The sequence below is a fragment of the Dysosmobacter sp. Phy genome, assembly GCF_054476235.1.
The window spans coordinates 1923520-1942018 of record NZ_CM136997.1; the positions used below are offsets into that span (position 1 = coordinate 1923520).

The window sequence follows — 18499 nt, forward strand, 5'->3', positions numbered from 1 at the left end:
CCCCCGGCGCGGTTTACCGCGCCGGGGGTGCTCTGCGTTCAGTCCTTTGTCCGGGAGCGGAACCGGCGCTCCGCAAAACGCCGGCTTCCCAGCATGGCCATGGCCCCCAGCCATACCGCAAGCACGTCCCGGGGATCCCCCACGGACCGGGGCAGGTACAGCGGCGTCACGACTTCCCAGAAGAGACCGCAGCCCAGGGCGAAGGCGCTGACCGGGAACAGGCCCCGCATCGGCTTTCGCCCTGTCAGTTCCAAAAGCCCGTTCAAAAAGCACAGCATCAGCGCCCCGGCCAAAAAGTCCGCGAAGTGCCAGGCCAGCAGGCGGTTGCCGGTGAGAGGCGCCAGGGCGAAGCGGTTGAGCGTGTAGAGGATGCCGATGGCCCCCATGGGCACCAGATACCGCCGCCCCATCACAGGAACGATAAAATCAGCAGCGCCACGATCACGGCGCCCACCACGCCCCAGAAGCCGATGCCGTCCTTTTTGTCCGCAGGCGGCAGCTCCATGGCGGAGGGCTTGGCCCGCAGGGCGTCCTCGGAGTCCCCGCCGTCCTCCACGATGCGCAGGGAGGGGAACAGGTCCCGGTCCAGATGGGCGGTCAGATACTGGGCGGCGCTGTCCGTCAGGTTCCGCCGCAGCAGAACCGTGGTGGCGCTCCCCACCTGCAGCAGCATCTGGGCCTGCTCCCGGGTCATGCCGCAGAAGCGGACCAGCTGGTCCGCGCTCCGCTTGTCGGCGTAATACTGGCTGCCGGCCACCACAGCGTACCGCCGTCCCCGGGGCGGCACCGTGGGAAGGGGACAGCCGCAGACCGGGCAGACGGTTCCGTCCACGCTGCGCCCGCAGCAGGGACAGGTATCCGGCGGCGTGTAGACCGGGGCTGCCGGCGGGGCCTCTTCGGGCTCTCTGCCCAGCAGCACGTAGTCCGCGGACACGTGCAGCGCCTCACACAGCGCCGCGATGGTGGCGGCGTCCGGCGCGGTCTGGCCGCTCTCCCATTTGCTCACCGCCTGCCGGGTGACGCCCACCAGCTCCCCCAGCTGTTCCTGGGTCAATCCCGCGGCCTTGCGCACCGCGGCGATCCGGTCCTTCAGTTCCATTGGCAATTCCCTCCCTCTCGTTTCGCTTCCATCATAGCAAAAAGCTCGTTTCCTGACAAGCGACCGGGAAAAACATCCTGTCAACCCTCTGTTGACAAGCCCTCCGGCAGGGAAAAATCCCCCGGCCCCTTGACACACCGGACAAATCCTGATAATATGCTAAGGTAAATTGAATAGCGCGATGATCGGGAAGAGTATCGGCATACCCAAAGAACAGAGAGGGCGCGTCACCGGCTGCAAGCGTGCCTGCGGAGGGAGCTGTGAAAGTGCGCCCGGGAGCGCGGGGGATGTGGAAGCCCCCCGACCGGCCCCCGTCACAGGGCCTCCTTGAGTGATAAAAGAGAGTGGAACCGCGATTCGTCGCCTCTCGTACTTTGGTACGGGAGGCGCTTTTGTTTGCCCCCCGGCCGGCACAAGGAGAAATGCAACTATGGCAAAACGCGTCACCCGTCTGGGCGGCCTTCTGGCCGCCTATCAGCGCCGCGACCCCGCGGCCCGCAGCAAGCTGGAGATCTTCCTGCTCTACCCCGGCGTCCACGCCATCCTCTACCACCGCCTGGCTCACTGGCTGTATGTCCACCGCCGGTTCTTCCTGGCCCGGTGCGTGTCCCAGTGGAGCCGGTTCTGGACCGGCATCGAGATCCACCCCGGCGCCACCATCGGCCACCGGCTGGTCATCGACCACGGTATGGGCATCATCATCGGCGAGACCGCCGAGATCGGAGACGACTGCCTGCTCTACCAGGGCGTGACCCTGGGGGGAACGGGAAAGGATAAGGGCAAGCGACACCCCACCCTGGGCGACAACGTGCTGGTGGGCTCCGGCGCCAAGGTGCTGGGTCCCTTCATGGTGGGCGACAACGCCCGCATCGCCGCCGGCGCCGTGGTGCTGGGGGAAGTCCCGCCCAACTGCACCGCCGTGGGCGTGCCCGCCCGGATCGTCCGCTGCGCCGGAAAGCCCGTATACTTCGCCGACGACGTGGACCAGATCCACATGGCGGACCCGGTTCTGGAGGAGCTGGTGGCAATGTCCCGGCGGATCGAGGAACTGGAACAGGAAGTGCAAAAGCTGACCAATACGAAAGAGAGGACTGCCTGAGATGTATCTGTACAATTCAGCCACCCATAAGAAAGAGGAATTTAAGACCCACACCCCCGGCCATGTGGAGATGTACACCTGCGGCCCCACGGTGTACCACTTCGCCCACATCGGGAACCTTCGCAGCTATATCATGGAGGACGTGCTGGAGAAGTACCTGCGCTACGCCGGGTACGATGTGAACCGGGTCATGAACATCACCGACGTGGGCCACCTGACCTCCGACGCCGACGAGGGCGAGGACAAGATGCTCAAGGGCGCCCGGCGGGAGCACAAGACCGTCATGGAGATCGCCCAGTTCTACACCGACGCCTTCTTCTCCGACTGCGCCAAGCTGAACATCAAGACGCCGGACACCGTTCAGCCCGCCACCGGCTGCATCGACGAGTATATCAAGATCGTCTCCAAGCTGGTGGACACCGGCTATGCCTACCTCGCCGGCGGCAACGTGTATTTTGACACCTCCAAGCTGGACCATTACTACGTGTTCAACGACCACGACGAGGAGGATCTGGCCGTGGGCGTCCGGGAGGGTGTGGAGGAGGACACCAACAAGCGCAACAAGAACGACTTCGTCCTCTGGTTCACCAAGTCCAAGTTCGAGGACCAGGCCCTCAAGTGGGACTCCCCCTGGGGCGTGGGCTACCCCGGCTGGCACATCGAGTGCTCCGGCATCTCCATGAAGTACAACGGCGAGTATCTGGACCTCCACTGCGGCGGCGTGGACAACGCCTTCCCCCACCACACCAATGAGATCGCCCAGTCCGAGAGCTACCTGGGCCACCCCTGGTGCAAGCAGTGGTTCCACGTCCACCACCTGAATACCAGCGACGGCAAGATGAGCAAGTCCAAGGGCGAGTTTTTGACCGTTTCCCTCCTGGAGGAGAAGGGTTACGATCCCCTGGCCTACCGGTTCTTCTGCCTCCAGAGCCACTACCGCAAGGCTCTGGTGTTCACCTGGGAGAACCTGGACAATGCCGTGGCGGCCTACGACAAGCTGATCGCCCGGATCGCCGCTCTCAAGCCCGAGGACGGCCCCGTGGACCAGGCCGTGTTCGATGAGTACAAGGCCAAGTTCCTTCAGCAGATGGGCAACGACCTCAACACCTCCATGGGTGTCACCGCCGTGTACGACGCATTGAAGGCAAAGACCAATGACGCCACCCGTCTGGCTCTGATCGGCGACTATGACACCGTGCTGTCCCTGAGCCTTCTGGAAAAGGCGGCGGCCAAGCGGGCGGAGGCCGCCAAGGCCACCACCACCCAGGCTTCGGGCGGCTATACCGTCACCGGCGAGGGCGACCCGGCCATCGACGCGCTGGTCCTCCAGCGGTACGAGGCCAAGAAGGCCAAGAACTTCGCCGAGGCGGACCGCATCCGGGATGAGCTGAAGGCCCAGGGCATCGAGATCATCGACACCAAGGGCGGCGCCAGCTGGAAGCGGATATGAGCGGCTGCCATCCCAGATCAAAAAGGACCGCGGGCAAATGCCCGCGGTCCCTTTTTTGACCTTGGGAAACAAATGGAAAAAGTTTTCGCGCTTTTGGGGAAAAGCGGTGCTTTCCCTTGACAAAATTCGACAATTCTCCTATTATAGGACCACTATTGCGCAGTATAGTGGCACGTCACTGTAAGGATGTGCCGGAGGGAGAGGAACCCATGGAATTGAACCGGGCGGTGGCGGAGAACATCAAGCGTATCCGCAAGACGAAAAAACTCAGCATGGAGCGGCTGGCCCAGGAGGCCGGCGTCTCCCGCAGCATGCTGGGCCAGATCGAGCGGGGAGAGGCCAACCCTTCCGTGGCCCTGCTGGGCAAGCTGGCGGCGGCGCTGAAGGTGCCCGCCGACGTGCTGCTGGAAAACGACGACTTTCAGTCCCTGCTGCTGGCCCGGGAACTGGACACCAAGCCCGTCCGCCTGGACGGCGGCAAGACGGTGCTGCGGCCCTCCTTCCCCTATGACGATGTGACCCGGCAGGAGAGCTTTTTCCTGGACCTGTACATCAGCGCCCAGTACGCCCCGGAGCCCTCGGTGCCCGGGTGCCTGTGCCACGCCACGGTGCTCTCCGGCACTGTGGGCCTGGAGGCGGAGGAGCAGACCTTCCAGCTGCTGGAGCGGGACGCCCTGCGGTTCGCCGCAGACCGGCCCTACCGCTTCTCCAACCAGACCAGCGCCAGCGCCAGGCTGCTGCTGGTATACCGCTATTTGAAATAAGGAGACTTGCCCCATGACCATCCGCACTGCGACTATGACCGATCTCCGGGCCGTCACGGACCTGGAGGCTGCCTGCTTCCCCGCCGCCGAGGCTGCCACGGAGGCGGACTTTGCCGCAAGGCTCTCGGCCTATCCGGACCATTTCTGGCTGCTGGAGGAGGACGGGGAGCTGATCTCTTTCATCGATGGTATGGTGACCGACGAACCGACCCTCCGGGATGAAATGTACGAAAACGCCGCCCTCCACGACGAGAGCGGCACCTGGCAGATGATTTTCGGCGTCAACACCCGGCCGGACCGCCGGCGGCGGGGCTGTGCCGGGACGCTCATGGAGCGGGTGATCGCCGATGCCCGGGCCCAGGGCCGCAAGGGCTGCGTTCTCACCTGCAAGGCCGCCCTGGTCCACTACTACGAGAAATTCGGCTACGTCAGCGAGGGCCGCTCCGCCTCCACCCACGGCGGCGTGGAGTGGTACGACATGCGGCTGGCCTTTTGAAAGGGGAGAGGGACATGGGTGATCCGCGCAGGCGCCGCAGCGCCGCAGGGGGCCTGACCCTGCTGGCGGCCGCCGGGTACATTTGCTGGAAAGGGCTGAAAGCGGTGGATCGCCGCCTGGAACAGCGACGGAACAAGACTTCCGGACAGGAGAAACAGCGCCCCTGAGGACGACAAAGCGCCCGGCCATCCGGCCGGGCGCTTTTCCTGCGCGGTCTGCGGAGATCACTCGCCCATGGGGGCGCCGCAGTGGGGGCAGAACTTGCTGTCAGAGGCGGCACCGCAGATGGGGCAGGTGCGCTGGCCCTCCTCCGCCTGCACGAACTCGGCCTCTCCGGCCTCGTCGCTCTTGGCGGGTTTGCTGGCCTCCAGCTCGGCGATGCGGGCCTTGGCGGCGTTGACCGCCTCCACCAGTTCCCGCACGCCTTCGGGGATCTCGCCCTCGTACTCGTTGACGAACCACTCGCCGATGGTACGGTAGGTCTTGTCGATCTCCCGCTGTTCGCCGGCGATGGCAACGCTGATCTTGGTCAGCTTGGCCACGTCCTTGGCCTTGTCCGCCGCCAGGAATGCCACGTCCTTGGCCTTGTCCGCCGCCACGGCGGCGATGTCAATGGTCTTTTTGCTCAGATCATCAAAATCCATATGGAAGAACTCCTTTCCTCTCCGCCGGGGACCGGCGGTATAGTGGGATCAGCCGCTTGCCATCAGTATACCCCACTTTGACGCTTTGCGCAACTGAAATCCCAACTTGTTTACAGTTCGTTTTCTTCCCAGCGCATGGACCGCTCCACCGCCCGGCGCCAGCGGCGGTAATCGGCGTCGCAGGCGGCCTCGTCCCGCCGGGGCAGGAACACGTGCTGGCTGCGGCGCAGCCCCTCCAGCTGGCTGAGGTCGCTCCACACCCCGGCGGCCAGGCCCGCCAGCGCCGCCGCACCGAAGGCGGTGGTCTCCACCTGGTCCGGCCGGTCCACCGGCAGCCGCAGCAGGTCCGCCTGGGTCTGCATCATGATGTCGCTGACGCTGGCGCCGCCGTCCACCCGCAGCGTGGTGATGGGGCAGGGGGCGTCGGCGTTCATGGCCCGGACCAGGTCCGTCACCTGGAAGGCGATGGCGTCCAGCACCGCCCGGGCGATGTGGGCCCGGGTGGAGCCCCGGGTGAGGCCCACGATGGTGCCCCGGGCGTACATGTCCCAGTAGGGGGCGCCAAGGCCCGTGAAGGCCGGCACCAGCACCACGCCGCCGGCGTCCGGCACGCTCTCTGCCAGCCGGTCGCACTCCGGGGCGGAGGCGATGATCCCCAGCTCGTCCCGGAGCCACTGGATGGCGCTGCCGGCGTTGAACACGCTGCCCTCCAGGGCGTACGTGGTTTTTCCTCCCACGGTCCAGGCGGCGGAGGTCACCAGTCCCGCCCGGGAGACCACCGGCTCCGCTCCCACGTTCATCAGCGTGAAGCAGCCGGTGCCGTAGGTGTTCTTGGCCTGGCCGGGGGCGAAGCACCCCTGGCCGAACAGGGCGGCCGCCTGGTCTCCGGCGCTGCCGCAGATGGGGATGCCCGCCAGGTCCTCCAGCCCCGGCAGACCCGGCGCCACGGTGCCGTAGATCTCACTGTTGGAGCAGGGACGGGGCAGCAGCTCCATGGGGATCTCCAGAGCGCGGCAGAGGTCCTCGTCCCACTGGAGGGTGTGGATGTTGAAGAGCATGGTGCGGGAGGCGTTGGAGTGGTCCGTCACGTGGGCCTTGCCGCCGGTCAGGTTCCAGATCAGCCAGCTGTCCACGGTGCCGGCGCACAGCTCTCCCCGCTCCGCCCGCTCCCGGACGCCGGGCACGTTGTCCAGGATCCAGCGGATCTTGGTGCCGGAGAAGTAGGCGTCGATCAGAAGGCCCGTCTTTTCCCGCACCGTCTCCCCCAGGCCCCGGGCGCTCAGCTGGTCGCACAGAGGCGCCGTCCGGCGGCACTGCCAGACGATGGCATTGTATACCGGGGTGCCGGTACGGCGGTCCCAGAGGATGGTGGTCTCCCGCTGATTGGTGATGCCGATGGCGGAGATGGCCTTGGGGTCGATGTGGGCGGTGTCCACCGCCTCCGTCAGGGCCCGGACGGTGGTGGTCCAGATCTCCATGGGATCGTGCTCCACCCAGCCGGGCCGGGGGTAGATCTGGCGGAAGGGGTGCTGGGCCCGGGCGGCGATCTCGCCGCTGCGGCGGAACAAAATGGCCCGGGAACTGGTGGTCCCCTGGTCCAGGGCAATGACAAAGGGCTCCATGGCGTCAGCCTCCTCTGGTGTAAATCGCCGGGGCGTGGTAAAATAGGGGCAGAAGAGCGCAGAATGGGAGAGCGGCCCGGCCGTTTTCCCCAGTATATCACAAGGAGGTCCGGTTTTCCATGGAGAGATACGAATTTACCTTCCCCTCTGCAGACGGTGTCACCGCCATCCACGCGGTGGAGTGGGTGCCGGAGGGCCCGGTCCGGGCGGTGCTGGTGGTGTCCCACGGCGTGGCAGAGTATATCCTGCGGTACAGGGGACTGGCGGAGTACCTGACGGAGCGGGGCTTCGCCGTGGCGGGCCACGACCATCTGGGCCACGGCACCTCCGTGGCGGAGGGCCGTCCCCGGCTGTACTTCGGGAAGAAGGGCAGCTGGAACGATGTGGTGGCGGACCTGTATGAGCGGCGGCAGCTGGCGGGGCGGCGGTTTCCCGGCGTGCCGGTGTTCCTGATGGGCCACTCCATGGGCTCCTTCCTGGCCAGGACGTACCTGATCCGCTATCCCGGCACGGTCCAGGGAGCCATCCTCATGGGCACGGGCCAGATGCCCCCGGCCCTGGTGGCGGCAGGCCGGGCCATTGCCGCCCGGGAGATCCGCAAGGTGGGGGAGGACCACTCCAGCCCCGTGGTGATGCAGCTGGCCTTCGGCGCCTACAACAAGCGCTTCGCCCCCAACCGCACGGACTTTGACTGGCTGAGCCTGGACGGCGGCAACGTGGACCGCTACCTGGCGGACCCCCTGTGCGGGGGAGACCCCACTGTGGGGCTGTTCCGGGAGATGCTCTCCGGCATCGCCTTCATCAGCAAGCAGGCCAACCTGAAAAAGATGAATCTCAATACCCCGGTCCTTTTTATCTCCGGGGCGGAAGACCCGGTGGGCGACTGTAGTAAGGGCGTGGAGCGGGCCGCCGCCTCTTTCCGGCGTGCCGGTGTTCGGGATGTGACGGTGAAGCTGTACCCCCAGCTGCGCCACGAGATCCTCCAGGAGGCGGAGGCGCCCCAGGTCTGTGAGGACCTGTACCAATGGCTCTGCGGCAAGCTGCCGGAGGCGTGATATGATCATTTTGGAGACGGAGCGCTTGCGGCTGCGGGAGCTGACGGCGGAGGACCGCCCGGCCCTGTGCGCCATTTTGCAGGATGCGGAGGTGATGTACGCCTACGCTCACGCCTTCTCCGACCGGGAAGTGGACGACTGGCTCCAAAACCAGCTGGATCGCTACCGCCGGGACGGCTTCGGGCTATGGGCCGTGGTGCGAAAGTCCGACGGCGCCGTCATCGGCCAGTGCGGCCTCACCTGGCAGCAGTGGGGAGAGCGCCGGGTTTTAGAGGTGGGATACCTCTTCCGCCGCGCCGCCTGGCACCAGGGCTATGCAGCGGAGGCCGCCCGGGCCTGCCGGGATTACGCCTTCTTGGTCCTGGGGGCGGCGGAGGTATTCTCCATCATCCGGGACAACAATGGGCCCTCCCGCCGGGTGGCGGAGCGCAACGGCATGGCGGTCCGGGGCGGCCTTGTGAAGCACTATTACGGCCTGGAGATGCCTCATGTGGTGTACAGTGTCCGCCGGGAGGAGATCTAGGCGGCCGCCCCCAGCCGCAGGCACTCCGGGTCCCCGGTCTGCCGCAGCAGCGCGGCGGAGACCACGCTGTCGGCGGTGATCACCAGCAGCAGGACATAGGTGAGCCAGGGCGGCATGGCCGCCAGCGCCGGCGCCAGCAGGGCCTGGAGCGGCGACAGGGCCGCCGCGGTCAGAAAGCCCCAGGCCAGGGTGAAGGGCAGGCATACCCGCCCCCGGAGGTTCCAGCGCACCTGGGAGTAGTCCCAGAACCGGACTCCCAGCAGCCGGTCGTACAGCAGGTGGACCACATATTCCACCGCCGTGGCGGTCAGCGCCCCCCACAGGGCCAAGGACCAAAAGGTGCCGGTGAGGCCCGGCGGCAGCGCCAGCACGGCCAGGGCTCCCAGGCCGTACACCGGGCACAGGGGCAGCAGCAAAAAACACTTCCTGGTCTGCCGGGGCGACGCCGTGGCGGCGGCATAGCCCTTTTCCAGCAGATACCCCAGGAAGCTGTATGTCCAGAACACCCACAGCCAGTATCCCACGCACATTCCTCCGTTTCTCCCCGTCAGTGTTCCCGGAAGGGAGCGCTTCATACCCCCATTGCGCGGCGGGGCGCGGGGTGATATAATCGCATCAGCATGATGGAAGGGAGGCGGTCCCATGGCGGACACCTGGGAGGGCCTGCGGCAGGAGTGCCTGGCCTGTCAGGGCTGCGCCCTGGCCCAGACGCGGACCAATGTGGTCTTTGGCGACGGCGCCACCGACGCCAAGATCCTGCTGGTGGGAGAGGGCCCCGGCCAGCACGAGGACGAGCAGGGCGTGCCCTTCGTAGGCAAGGCCGGCATGCTGCTGGACGATATGCTGGAGATCATCGGCCTGGACCGCACCAAGGTCTATATCGCCAACCTCGTCAAGTGCCGCCCGCCGGGCAACCGGGACCCGCTGAACGTGGAGCAGGACGCCTGCATCGGCTTTCTCCGGCGGCAGACGGCCCTGCTGCGGCCCAAGATCCTCATCTGCCTGGGCCGCATCGCCGCCAAGGCCATCATCGACGAGAACTTCCGCATCACCAGCCAGCACGGCCAGTGGTTCACCCGGGGCGGCGTCCAGATGACCGCCATCTACCACCCGGCGGCCCTGCTGCGGGATGTGAACAAGCGGCCGGAGACCTTCGAGGACCTCAAGAGCATCCAGGCCAAGGTCCGGGAGCTGTTCGGCCCCGACGGTCCGTAAAGCACACGGGGAGGCGCCGCCTCCCCGCTGTTTTCGGACGGATGTAAACCATGAAAAGAAATATGGTTGACAACAGGCGGCGCCCATGGTATACTGCCCAGCAGAATAGACGAACAGGGGGCAGAAAATATGGCAGATACGACGGCTGTAAAGGGCAAATGGAGAACGGTGGACCTGGCCTATACGGCGCTGTTCGCCGTGCTGATGACGGTGTGCGCCTGGATCAGTGTGCCGCTGCCGGTGCCCTTCACCCTTCAGACCTTCGCCATCTGCGCGGCCATGGGGGTCCTGGGCGGCCGCCGGAGCACCTGGGCGGTGGCAGTGTACCTGCTGCTGGGGGCCGTGGGCCTTCCGGTGTTCTCCGGTTTCCGTGGCGGCCTGGGTGCGCTGCTGGGTACCACCGGCGGCTATATCCTGGGGTTTCTGGCCATGCCCCTGGTATACTGGCTGGTGACCGACCTGCTGGGAGATCGTCTGGCGGTGTCGGCGGCGGCCATGGTGCTGGGCCTGGCGGTGTGCTACGCCTTCGGCACAGCCTGGTTCGTAGTGCTCTACACCCGCTCCAGCGGCCCCATCACCGTGGGAGCGGCCCTGGGGATGTGCGTGCTCCCCTTTGTGATCCCGGACCTTGTGAAGATGGCTTTGGCCCTGACCCTGTCCCGCCGGCTGCGGGATCGGCTGAAGTAACAAAAGGACGGCGCCGGACCCGGTCCGGCGCCGCGTTTTATGCGTTTTTATAATTGTAATCCCCGGCGGGATGTGATATGGTGGTCCGTGGAAATTTTCGGAACATGGGGGAGAAAACGATGAAAACGCGGATCACTGCCTTTTTGAAAGGGGAGGCGGTACTGTGTGTGGCGGCGGTGTGCGCCGTGATCACCATGGCGCTGGTGCCGCCGGACGGGGCGTATATCGGCTACATCGACCTGCGGGTGCTGTGCCTGCTGCTGTGCCTGATGGCGGTGGTGGCGGGGGTCCAGTCCTGCGGGGCCTTCCAGTATCTGGCGGAGCAGATGCTGCTGCGGCGTCCGGGCCCAAGGGCCCTGGGGATCATCCTGGTGCTTCTGCCCTTTTTCGTGTCCATGGCGGTGACCAACGACGTGGCGCTGATCACCTTCGTGCCCTTCACGCTGCTGCTTTTGGAGCAGCTGGGCTGCCGCCGGGCGGCGGTGCCGCTGCTGGTGCTCCAGACCGTGGCGGCCAACCTGGGCAGCATGGCCACGCCGGTGGGCAATCCCCAGAATCTGTTTTTATACGCCGCCTATGAGCTGACGCCGGGGGACTTTTTCCCGGTGGTGCTGCCCCTGACGGGCATTGCCCTGGTGTGCCTGGCAGCCGCCGCGGCGCCGGTGCTGCCCAAAGCGCTGCCCGCGCCGGAGCTCACCGGCCAGGCCCTGCGCAATCCCCGGAAGCTGGCTCTGTACGGTGTGCTGTTCGTGCTGTGCCTGCTGACGGTGTTCCGCGTCCTGCCCTACGGCATTTTGACGGTGATCGTGGTGGCGGCCCTGGCCCTGGCGGAGCCGGTGCTGCTGAAAAAGCTGGACTACGGCCTGCTTGCCACCTTCGTGTGCTTTTTCATCGTCTCCGGCAACCTGGGCCGCCTGCCGGCGGTCCATGACCTGCTCCAGTCCCTGCTGGAGCGGTCCACGCTGCTGACCGGCGTCCTCACCAGCCAGATCATCAGCAACGTGCCGGCGGCGGTGCTGCTGTCCGGGTTTACGGACAACTGGCGGGACCTGCTGCTGGGGGTGGACATCGGCGGCCTGGGCACGCCCATCGCCTCCCTGGCCAGCCTCATCACGCTGAAGCTGTATCTGCGGTCCCGGGAGGCCCGGCCGGGCCGGTTCCTGGCGGTGTTCACCCTGGCCAACGCAGCGGGCCTTGTGATCCTGCTGGCCGCGGCGGCGGTGCTGTTCCGCTGAAAAGTGCAAAAACGAGGACGCGTTATGCGCGTCCTCGTTTTTTGATTTATTGGTGCTTGTTGCGGATCGCGTCCCGGTGGGTGCCGTCGGCACAGTCGATGTAGCGGACGAAGAGGGACACCTTGTTATCCTCATTCAGAGCCGTCCACAGCTCGTCGGCCAGGGCCTCCGGGTCCGGGGCCGTCAGGGCCACCCGCACCGGCTCCCCCTCGAAGGAGGGCAGGGGCTCGCCGTCGCCCTTGTAGGTGTGGATGAAGCGGCCCTCTCCGGCCAGGGGATGGTCATAGGTGTAGAAGAACCGCTGGCAGCAGCTGGGGTCCCCGTCGGCGGATTTCAGAATGGACAGCTTGAAGCTGCCGTCGGGGGACAGCAGGCCGGAGATGCGGGGGGTGTAGTTGGGCGCGTCCGGCTCAAAGGTCCGGGTGTGCAGGGCGGAGGCGAAGGTCCGGCCCGCCAGCAGCCCGTCCCGGACGGTGTCGGTCTGGTCGCCGTTGGTGACCACAAGCCCCCGGCCCACCTTTCGGACGGGGTGGTAGATGATGAGGCTGGGGTCCGTCATCTTGGAGGGGTCGAAGGCCTGGGTGCGGATGCCGTCCTCCGTGGGGACGAACACCCGGTTCCGGGAGTTGGCGCTGCGGCCCATGATGAAGTAGGCCGCCACGGCGTACCGGCCGTCGGCGCTGCGGCCCAGCAGGATGCCCCGGCCGGGGTAGGCGTTGGCTTTGAGCAGCTGAGAGAGGTTCTGGATGTCCATGGGCGGTTCTCCTTATCTCAAAAGTTTTTTTCGTTCCCGGTAATCCGGCAGATACCGCTCCAGCAGGGCGTAGAAGGCCGGGCCGTGGTTCTTCACCCGGATGTGACACAGCTCGTGGACCACCACCAGGTCGATGGCGGGTTCCGGGCAGTTCATCAGAAAGCAGGAAAAGCAGAGGCTGTTTTTGCCGCTGCAGCTGCCGTACCGCTTCCGGGCGGAGGTGATCTTCACTCCCGTGGGCGTCACGCCCATCCGCCGGGCCCAGAGGGCCACTTTTTCCGGCAGCACCGCCCGGGCTCTGTCCTTCAGGGCCGCGATCTCCGCTGCCGTGGGCTCCGGCGGGGGCGGGGCAGCCCGGCGCTTTTCCAGCTGCCGGGCGATCCAGGCCTCATGCCGGGATAAAAAGCCGTCGATGGCCGCCTGGGACAGCCGCCGGGGCGCGCGGACCAGCACCCGGCCGTCCCGGGTGATCTCCACCGCCAGGGTCCGGCGGTCTGAGCGGATCAATTCGTAGATTTCCATGGAAAGACCATAGCACAGATGGGGAAAAAAGGCAAGTGGGGCGGGGGACAGGCGGGGCGGTCAGAGGGGTTGGTCGGTACTGCTCTTCTCCTCGGGCGCGGGTGGAGTGGACGATACGGTCCCCTCCGGAAGATCCGGGTCGATGACGAAAAGGTCACTGGGCGTACATTCCAGGACCTGACATAGCGTCTCCAGCGTTTCCAGGTGGATAGAATTTGTCTCGTTGTTGACGATCCTGCTCAGGTTTTGATGGCTCATGCCCATCTGTTTTGCGAGCCAGTAGCGGGTCTTTTTCTTCTGCTCCAACAGAGCCAGGATATTGAATCGAATCATATACTATCTCCCCATTAGGTGATCTATTGATTCGATAATATGTAAATACTACTCTTTACATACAGCCCCCAAGATTGTATAATCTATAAATTGCATATTCCGGTATATTTTGTGGGGAGGGGACACCTATGCCCGATTGGAAAGCGATGTATTTGTCTTTGATGCGGGACACAGAAAAAGCCATTCGGATCTTGGAGGAAGGTCAGCAAAAATGCGAGGAGATGTACTTGCAGGATACAGGGTCCACACTTCGCATCCTGCCTCCTCCGGCACCCGGCGAGGCAGAGGGCGCGGAAGGACGGCGCTGACTGCCCCGGCATCATAAAAAAGGAGACCCGTTCGGGTCTCCTTTTTTGCCGCTTCGTCGTGCTCTTTTATGCCAAGAAGCCCTTGAGGATGCAGTCCTCGGCCTCCTCCTCGGTCAGGCCCAGGGTCTCCAGCTTCAAAAGCTGGTCCCCGGCGATCTTGCCGATGGCGGCCTCGTGGATCAGCTGGGCCTCGGTGCAGTTGGCGGTGATCTCCGGAATGGAGCGGATCTTGGCCTCGCCCATGATGATGGAGTCGCACTGGACGTGGCCGAAGCACTTGGCGTCGCCCACCACCCGGGGGTAGAACACCTGGGAGGAGTGGTCCTGGGCCACGGACCGGGAGATCACCCGGCACTTGGCGTCCTCACCCTCCAGGTCGATCTCCATGTTGCTCTCGGCCACCTGGTCGCCGTGGGTCAGCAGCCGCTCGGTGATGACCGCCTCGCTGCCGGCGGCGCAGACGATCTTGGTGTCCCGCTTGGTGGAGTCCACGCCCCGGATCTGGACCGTGTCCATCTGAATGGAGGCGCCCTCCTCCAGGTACACGACGGTCCGGGGATTGAACACCTTGCCGCCCTTGCCGTCGCCCTCGCCGTAGTGCTTCTCGCTGTAATGGACCCTGGAGTTTTTGCCCACGTGGAAGGTGTGGATGCCGTCGTGGCGGGACTCCTGGTCGCCGCAGTTGTGGATGCCGCAGCCGGCCACGATCTCCACGTCGCAGTTCTCCCCGATGTAGAAATCGTTGTACACCGTCTCCTGGATGCCGGGCTGGGTGATGATGACGGGGATGTGGCACGTCTCGCCCACGGTGCCGTCCAGCACGCGGATATCGATACCGCTCTTTCCGTCGGTCCGGTTGTCGATCTTGATGTGCTCCGTGGACTCCCGGCCGTCGCAGCCGCAGTCCTTGCGGATGTTGAACGCGCCCACGGGCTTGCCCAGCAGGTCGGCGATCTTCTCCAGAAGCTCCCGGTCCACCTGTGTATCCATCATCTCAAAACACCTTCTTTCGTGAGAACAGGGCACCCGGACAGGGTGTCCGACAGGATCTGGGGCAGGATCTCCTCCGGCGTGCCCCGGTGGCGCAGCTCGCCGTCGCCCACCACGATGACCTCGTCGGCCAGGGAGATGATTCGCTCCTGGTGGGAAATGATGATCATGGTGGCGGTGCCGGCGGCGTGGATCTGCTCAAAGGTCTCCGTCAGCCGGGCGAAGGACCACAGGTCGATGCCCGCCTCCGGCTCGTCGAAGATCATCAGCTGGCTGCCCCGGGCCAGGATGGTGGCGATCTCGATGCGCTTGACCTCGCCGCCGGAGAGGGACACGTCCACCTCCCGGTCCAGATAGTCGTTGGCGCACAGGCCCACCTTGGTCAGGTACTGGCAGCACTGGTCTTTGGTCAGCTTCTGGCTGCCCGCCGCCACGTTGAGCAGCTTGCGGACGGTGATGCCCTTGAAGCGGGGGGGCTGCTGGAAGCCGTAGCTGATGCCCAGCCGCGCCCGCTCCGTGATGCCCAGGTCCGTGATGTCCTGGCCGTTCCAGAGGATCCGGCCGGAGGTGGGCTTCACCAGGCCCATGATGATCTTGGCCAGGGTGGTCTTGCCGCCGCCGTTGGGGCCGGTAAAGACCACCAGTTTGTGGTCGTCCAGAGTCAGGGAGATATCCCGGAGGATGCCCAGCTCCTCCTCACCTTCCCGGACGGTGTAGCTGATATGTTTCAGTTCCAGCATCGTTTGGAACCTCCTTTGCTGGCGTATATGGTCGTAACTACTCTAGTTTACCAGAAGGAATTGGAAAAAGCAACGAGGGGCCGCTTTTTTCCAATGCTATTTTAACCCGGAGGGGGAAAGGATATCGGTTGCATTTGCAATAGTCACCAAATGTTTTCCGATGCATATGCTAAAGGGAAAAGGAGGGACCCCTATGGAACAGAATCTACATACCCCTGCGTCTTACGACTACCGGCAGTACGACCGGGTGTGGCAGCGGGTGGCGCCGGGACTGGAACCCTACCCGGATATGAAGGAGACGGAAAAGCGCCTGGCGGAGCTGCGGACGGCCCAGGGTCCGGCGGTGCCCGCCATGGAGAGCACGCCCCTTCCGGAAGCACCGGAGGGGCAGCTGCCCGGCGCGGAGCCGGACCCCTGCTGCATGGGCACCGCCGCGGAGGAACTGCTGGAGGTGCTGGAGGGCTTCATCGAGGTGGAGCTGGCGGACCGGCGGCACTATCTGGCCCTCAGCCGGCAGGCCCCGGCCTTTGCCCGCCAGCAGGTCCGCCAGCTGGCGGAGGAGGCCGGCTGCGCCGCAAGGCAGCTGATGGCGGCCTGTTATCTCATCACCGGGGAGTGCTACCGGCCTGCGGTGGAGTGCGGCCGGATCTGCCTGGGCCGCTGGTGTGCGGCGGTGCGGGAGCGGTATCACGCCGAAGCCTGCAACGGTATGAACTACCTGCGGGCGGCGGAGAGCACCACGGACCCCTGCCTGGAGCGATTGCTGACGGAGCTGGGGGAGGCGTCCTACCGGCAGGCGGACGCCCTGCTGTGCCTGCTGCAAAAGAGCCTGTGAGGGGCAGAGAGGGTGGGGACCGTCCAAAGCGGCCTCCACCCTCTTTTCCTGCGGAGAAAAGTGTGGTATACTGAATGCCGAATTTTCAGATCCAACGGGAGGAACGGCATGTTTACCGGATTTACCGACGAGACCGTGGACTTCATGTGGGGCATCCGCTTCAACAATGAGAAGCCCTGGTTCGAGGCCCACAAGGAGACGTATCTCCGCAGCTTCTACCAGCCCATGCGGGCCCTGGGGGAGGAGCTGCGGGACTTTTTGGCGGACAGGCGCCCGGAGTACGGGCTCATCGCCAAGACCACCCGCATCTATCGGGACGCCCGGCGGCTCCACGGCCGGGGCCCCTACAAGGACCACCTGTGGTTCTGCGTGGAGCAGCCCTCGGAGCAATGGACCGCCCGGCCCACCTTCTGGTTCGAGCTGGGGCCGGAGGACTGGACCTACGGCATGGGGTACTATATGCCCCGTCCCCTGACCATGGCCAAGCTCCGCGCCCGGATCGACCGGGACCCCAAAACCATGGAGGCGCTGACCCGGAAGCTGGCACGGCAGACGGAGTTCGCACTGGAGACGGAGGACTACAAGCGCCCCCGCTCCGCGGCGCCCTCGCCGCTGCTGGAGCCCTGGTACCGGATGAAGAGCTTTTCCATCTGCCATGAGGAGAAGCTGACGGAGGAGCTGTTCTCCCGGGCCATCGCGGAGCGGCTGAAGGAGGGGTATGGGTTTTTGCTGCCCTACTACGATTACTTCGTTACCCTGGAGGGGGACCCGGACCCCAGGGAGCTGTGAGGCGGGGTTGCAAAGCCGGGAAAAAGCGGCTATACTGACAAAAAATGATTGGGAAAAAGGAGCGGATCACCATGAGAGCATGTCCTGACCGGGCGGCGGCCCTGGCGCTGCTGCGCAAGTACAACCAAGAGCATTTCCATATCCAGCACGCCCTGACGGTGGAGGCCGTCATGCGCTGGTACGCCGAGAACCTGGGCCACGGGGACGAGGCGGACTTCTGGGCCACGGTGGGACTGCTCCACGACGTGGACTTTGAGCAGTGGCCGGAGGAACACTGCAAGAAGGCCCCGGAGCTGCTCTCGGAGATCGGCTGCGGCGAGGACTTCATCCACGCGGTGTGCAGCCACGGCTACGGCCTGTGCTCCGATGTGGAGCCCACGGAGGAGATGGAGAAGGTCCTCTTCGCCGCCGACGAGCTGACGGGGCTCATCGGCGCCGCGGCGCTGATGCGGCCCAGCAAGAGCTGCCAGGATATGGAGGTCAGCTCCCTGAAAAAGAAGTTCAAGGACAAGAAGTTCGCCGCCGGCTGCTCCCGGGACGTGATCCGGGAGGGCGCCGAGCGGTTGGGCTGGCCCCTGGAGGAGCTGATGGACAAGACCCTTCAGGCCATGCGTGCCAGCGAGGACGCCATCGCCGACGCCATGAAGGCCCTGTAAAAACTGTGAAAAAGCCGCCCGGCACAGCCGGGCGGCTTTTTTGCTGCAGGGGCTCAGCGGAACAGCTTCACCGCGCACCACACCAGGGCCAGGGCCATGCAGGTGTTGATGACCCGGGCGTGGGTGGAGAACAGCTGCCGCAGCAGCGAGCCGAAGGCGGACCAGCACAGGGTGAAGGAGAAGCCGATCACCGCCAGCAGCAGGGCGAACAGCAGCAGCGCCACGGGCTGTCCGGCGTACACCGGCAGCACGTAACCCTCCATGGCCACGATGCAGTAGATGTAGATCTTGGGGTTGATGAACTGGAGCAGGAAGCCGGAGAGAAAGCCGCTGTGGACGGCGGCGGTATCCGCCACGCCGCTGCGGCGCCAGGTCCGCCAGGCCAGGTACAGCAGATACGCCGCCCCGATCACCAGCATGGGCTTCTTCACCACCGGCAGCATGGCGGACAGGGTGCTGCACAGCAGGGTGCACAGGACCATCACCAGGGAGAACCCGGCCAGGATGCCGAAGTTGAAGGGCAGGGCCCGGCGGAAGCCCAGCTGGGTGCCGTTGGACATGGACATCAGGGTGTTGGGGCCTGGGGTGGACGTGGTGACCACAGCGTAGGTGAGAAAGGGGAACCAGGAGAACATGGCGGGCGACCTCCCGTTTGTTGAAAATTCTTAACGCCGTCTTTATGC

General features: G+C 65.1%; 24 protein-coding genes. 13 read left to right on the top strand and 11 right to left on the bottom strand.

What is annotated here, in order from left to right:
• Positions 1-38 precede the first annotated feature (38 nt).
• The gene (locus ACVDHE_RS09325) at positions 39-410 is read right to left on the bottom strand and encodes a hypothetical protein (RefSeq protein WP_458884404.1); all 372 of its coding nucleotides are present in this window, start codon (positions 408-410) and stop codon (positions 39-41) included.
• Positions 410-1099, bottom strand: coding sequence for a helix-turn-helix domain-containing protein (locus tag ACVDHE_RS09330; RefSeq protein WP_213037817.1), 690 nt, complete (start codon positions 1097-1099; stop codon positions 410-412). The genes ACVDHE_RS09325 and ACVDHE_RS09330 overlap by 1 nt, the downstream gene beginning before the upstream one ends.
• Positions 1100-1529: 430 nt before the next feature.
• Between ACVDHE_RS09330 and epsC the strand changes: the two genes are divergently transcribed.
• The 4 genes from epsC (at position 1530) to ACVDHE_RS09350 (ending at position 4908) form a co-directional block, all read left to right on the top strand.
• Positions 1530-2198, top strand: coding sequence for a serine O-acetyltransferase EpsC (gene epsC / locus ACVDHE_RS09335; protein WP_213037818.1), 669 nt, complete (start codon positions 1530-1532; stop codon positions 2196-2198).
• Position 2199: 1 nt separating this feature from the next.
• The gene (cysS, locus tag ACVDHE_RS09340; RefSeq protein WP_458884405.1) at positions 2200-3648 is read left to right on the top strand and encodes a cysteine--tRNA ligase; all 1449 of its coding nucleotides are present in this window, start codon (positions 2200-2202) and stop codon (positions 3646-3648) included.
• A gap of 209 nt (positions 3649-3857) precedes the next feature.
• On the top strand, positions 3858-4412 hold the full coding sequence (locus ACVDHE_RS09345; protein ID WP_458884406.1) for a helix-turn-helix domain-containing protein: 555 nt from the start codon (positions 3858-3860) through the stop codon (positions 4410-4412).
• A 13-nt stretch (positions 4413-4425) separates the two neighbouring features.
• Positions 4426-4908 (top strand): GNAT family N-acetyltransferase, encoded by a 483-nt coding sequence (locus ACVDHE_RS09350; RefSeq protein ID WP_458884407.1) that lies wholly within the window; start codon positions 4426-4428, stop codon positions 4906-4908.
• A gap of 224 nt (positions 4909-5132) precedes the next feature.
• On the opposite strand, the gene ACVDHE_RS09355 is transcribed toward ACVDHE_RS09350, so the two are convergent.
• Both ACVDHE_RS09355 and glpK read right to left on the bottom strand, forming a co-directional pair.
• The gene (locus tag ACVDHE_RS09355; protein WP_458884409.1) at positions 5133-5552 is read right to left on the bottom strand and encodes a zinc ribbon domain-containing protein; all 420 of its coding nucleotides are present in this window, start codon (positions 5550-5552) and stop codon (positions 5133-5135) included.
• Between the two features lie 110 nt (positions 5553-5662).
• Positions 5663-7174: a glycerol kinase GlpK gene (gene glpK / locus ACVDHE_RS09360; protein WP_458884410.1), complete on the bottom strand. Its 1512-nt coding sequence runs from the start codon at positions 7172-7174 to the stop codon at positions 5663-5665.
• A 119-nt stretch (positions 7175-7293) separates the two neighbouring features.
• On the opposite strand from glpK, the gene ACVDHE_RS09365 reads away from it, so the two are divergent.
• Both ACVDHE_RS09365 and ACVDHE_RS09370 read left to right on the top strand, forming a co-directional pair.
• Complete coding sequence (locus tag ACVDHE_RS09365) at positions 7294-8229, top strand: alpha/beta hydrolase (protein ID WP_418725214.1); 936 nt, start codon at positions 7294-7296, stop codon at positions 8227-8229.
• Between the two features lie 4 nt (positions 8230-8233).
• Positions 8234-8752: a GNAT family N-acetyltransferase gene (locus ACVDHE_RS09370; protein WP_458886170.1), complete on the top strand. Its 519-nt coding sequence runs from the start codon at positions 8234-8236 to the stop codon at positions 8750-8752.
• Here ACVDHE_RS09370 and ACVDHE_RS09375 read toward each other — a convergent pair.
• Entirely contained in the window at positions 8749-9282 is a 534-nt protein-coding gene (locus ACVDHE_RS09375) for a putative ABC transporter permease (RefSeq protein ID WP_458884411.1), read from the bottom strand. The genes ACVDHE_RS09370 and ACVDHE_RS09375 overlap by 4 nt on opposite strands.
• 112 nt (positions 9283-9394) lie before the next feature.
• On the opposite strand from ACVDHE_RS09375, the gene ACVDHE_RS09380 reads away from it, so the two are divergent.
• The 3 genes from ACVDHE_RS09380 (at position 9395) to ACVDHE_RS09390 (ending at position 11889) form a co-directional block, all read left to right on the top strand.
• The gene (locus ACVDHE_RS09380) at positions 9395-9967 is read left to right on the top strand and encodes a uracil-DNA glycosylase (RefSeq protein WP_458884412.1); all 573 of its coding nucleotides are present in this window, start codon (positions 9395-9397) and stop codon (positions 9965-9967) included.
• Positions 9968-10096: 129 nt separating this feature from the next.
• On the top strand, positions 10097-10654 hold the full coding sequence (locus ACVDHE_RS09385; protein ID WP_325224100.1) for a biotin transporter BioY: 558 nt from the start codon (positions 10097-10099) through the stop codon (positions 10652-10654).
• Between the two features lie 119 nt (positions 10655-10773).
• The gene (locus ACVDHE_RS09390) at positions 10774-11889 is read left to right on the top strand and encodes an SLC13 family permease (RefSeq protein ID WP_213037829.1); all 1116 of its coding nucleotides are present in this window, start codon (positions 10774-10776) and stop codon (positions 11887-11889) included.
• 46 nt (positions 11890-11935) lie between these two features.
• Here the strand turns inward: ACVDHE_RS09390 and ACVDHE_RS09395 are convergent, their stop codons facing one another.
• The 3 genes from ACVDHE_RS09395 to ACVDHE_RS09405 are packed head-to-tail and all read right to left on the bottom strand — an operon-like array spanning position 11936 to position 13498.
• A complete protein-coding gene (locus ACVDHE_RS09395; RefSeq protein ID WP_458884413.1) occupies positions 11936-12643 on the bottom strand; it encodes an IMP cyclohydrolase in 708 nt (235 codons plus the stop codon).
• Between the two features lie 12 nt (positions 12644-12655).
• Positions 12656-13165, bottom strand: coding sequence for a M48 family metallopeptidase (locus ACVDHE_RS09400; RefSeq protein WP_458884414.1), 510 nt, complete (start codon positions 13163-13165; stop codon positions 12656-12658).
• Between the two features lie 60 nt (positions 13166-13225).
• Positions 13226-13498 carry a helix-turn-helix domain-containing protein gene (locus ACVDHE_RS09405; protein ID WP_325224091.1) on the bottom strand — a complete coding sequence of 91 codons (273 nt, stop codon included), beginning with the start codon at positions 13496-13498 and terminating at the stop codon, positions 13226-13228.
• Positions 13499-13626: 128 nt separating this feature from the next.
• Here ACVDHE_RS09405 and ACVDHE_RS09410 point away from each other — a divergent pair, with 128 nt between their 5' ends.
• Positions 13627-13806 (top strand): hypothetical protein, encoded by a 180-nt coding sequence (locus tag ACVDHE_RS09410; protein WP_418724819.1) that lies wholly within the window; start codon positions 13627-13629, stop codon positions 13804-13806.
• A 66-nt stretch (positions 13807-13872) separates the two neighbouring features.
• On the opposite strand, the gene ACVDHE_RS09415 is transcribed toward ACVDHE_RS09410, so the two are convergent.
• A complete protein-coding gene (locus ACVDHE_RS09415; RefSeq protein ID WP_442873266.1) occupies positions 13873-14799 on the bottom strand; it encodes a SufB/SufD family protein in 927 nt (308 codons plus the stop codon).
• Entirely contained in the window at positions 14796-15536 is a 741-nt protein-coding gene (locus tag ACVDHE_RS09420) for an ABC transporter ATP-binding protein (RefSeq protein WP_213037834.1), read from the bottom strand. The genes ACVDHE_RS09415 and ACVDHE_RS09420 overlap by 4 nt, the downstream gene beginning before the upstream one ends.
• 193 nt (positions 15537-15729) lie before the next feature.
• Between ACVDHE_RS09420 and ACVDHE_RS09425 the strand changes: the two genes are divergently transcribed.
• From ACVDHE_RS09425 to ACVDHE_RS09435, 3 genes are all read left to right on the top strand, one after another.
• The gene (locus ACVDHE_RS09425; protein WP_418724816.1) at positions 15730-16371 is read left to right on the top strand and encodes a ferritin-like domain-containing protein; all 642 of its coding nucleotides are present in this window, start codon (positions 15730-15732) and stop codon (positions 16369-16371) included.
• Between the two features lie 108 nt (positions 16372-16479).
• A complete protein-coding gene (locus ACVDHE_RS09430; protein WP_213037836.1) occupies positions 16480-17160 on the top strand; it encodes a DUF2461 domain-containing protein in 681 nt (226 codons plus the stop codon).
• Positions 17161-17231: 71 nt separating this feature from the next.
• Entirely contained in the window at positions 17232-17816 is a 585-nt protein-coding gene (locus tag ACVDHE_RS09435; RefSeq protein WP_325224078.1) for a hydrolase, read from the top strand.
• A gap of 53 nt (positions 17817-17869) precedes the next feature.
• Here ACVDHE_RS09435 and ACVDHE_RS09440 read toward each other — a convergent pair whose 3' ends face one another.
• Positions 17870-18451, bottom strand: coding sequence for a LysE family transporter (locus tag ACVDHE_RS09440; protein ID WP_213037837.1), 582 nt, complete (start codon positions 18449-18451; stop codon positions 17870-17872).
• Between the last annotated feature and the right edge of the window lie 48 nt (positions 18452-18499).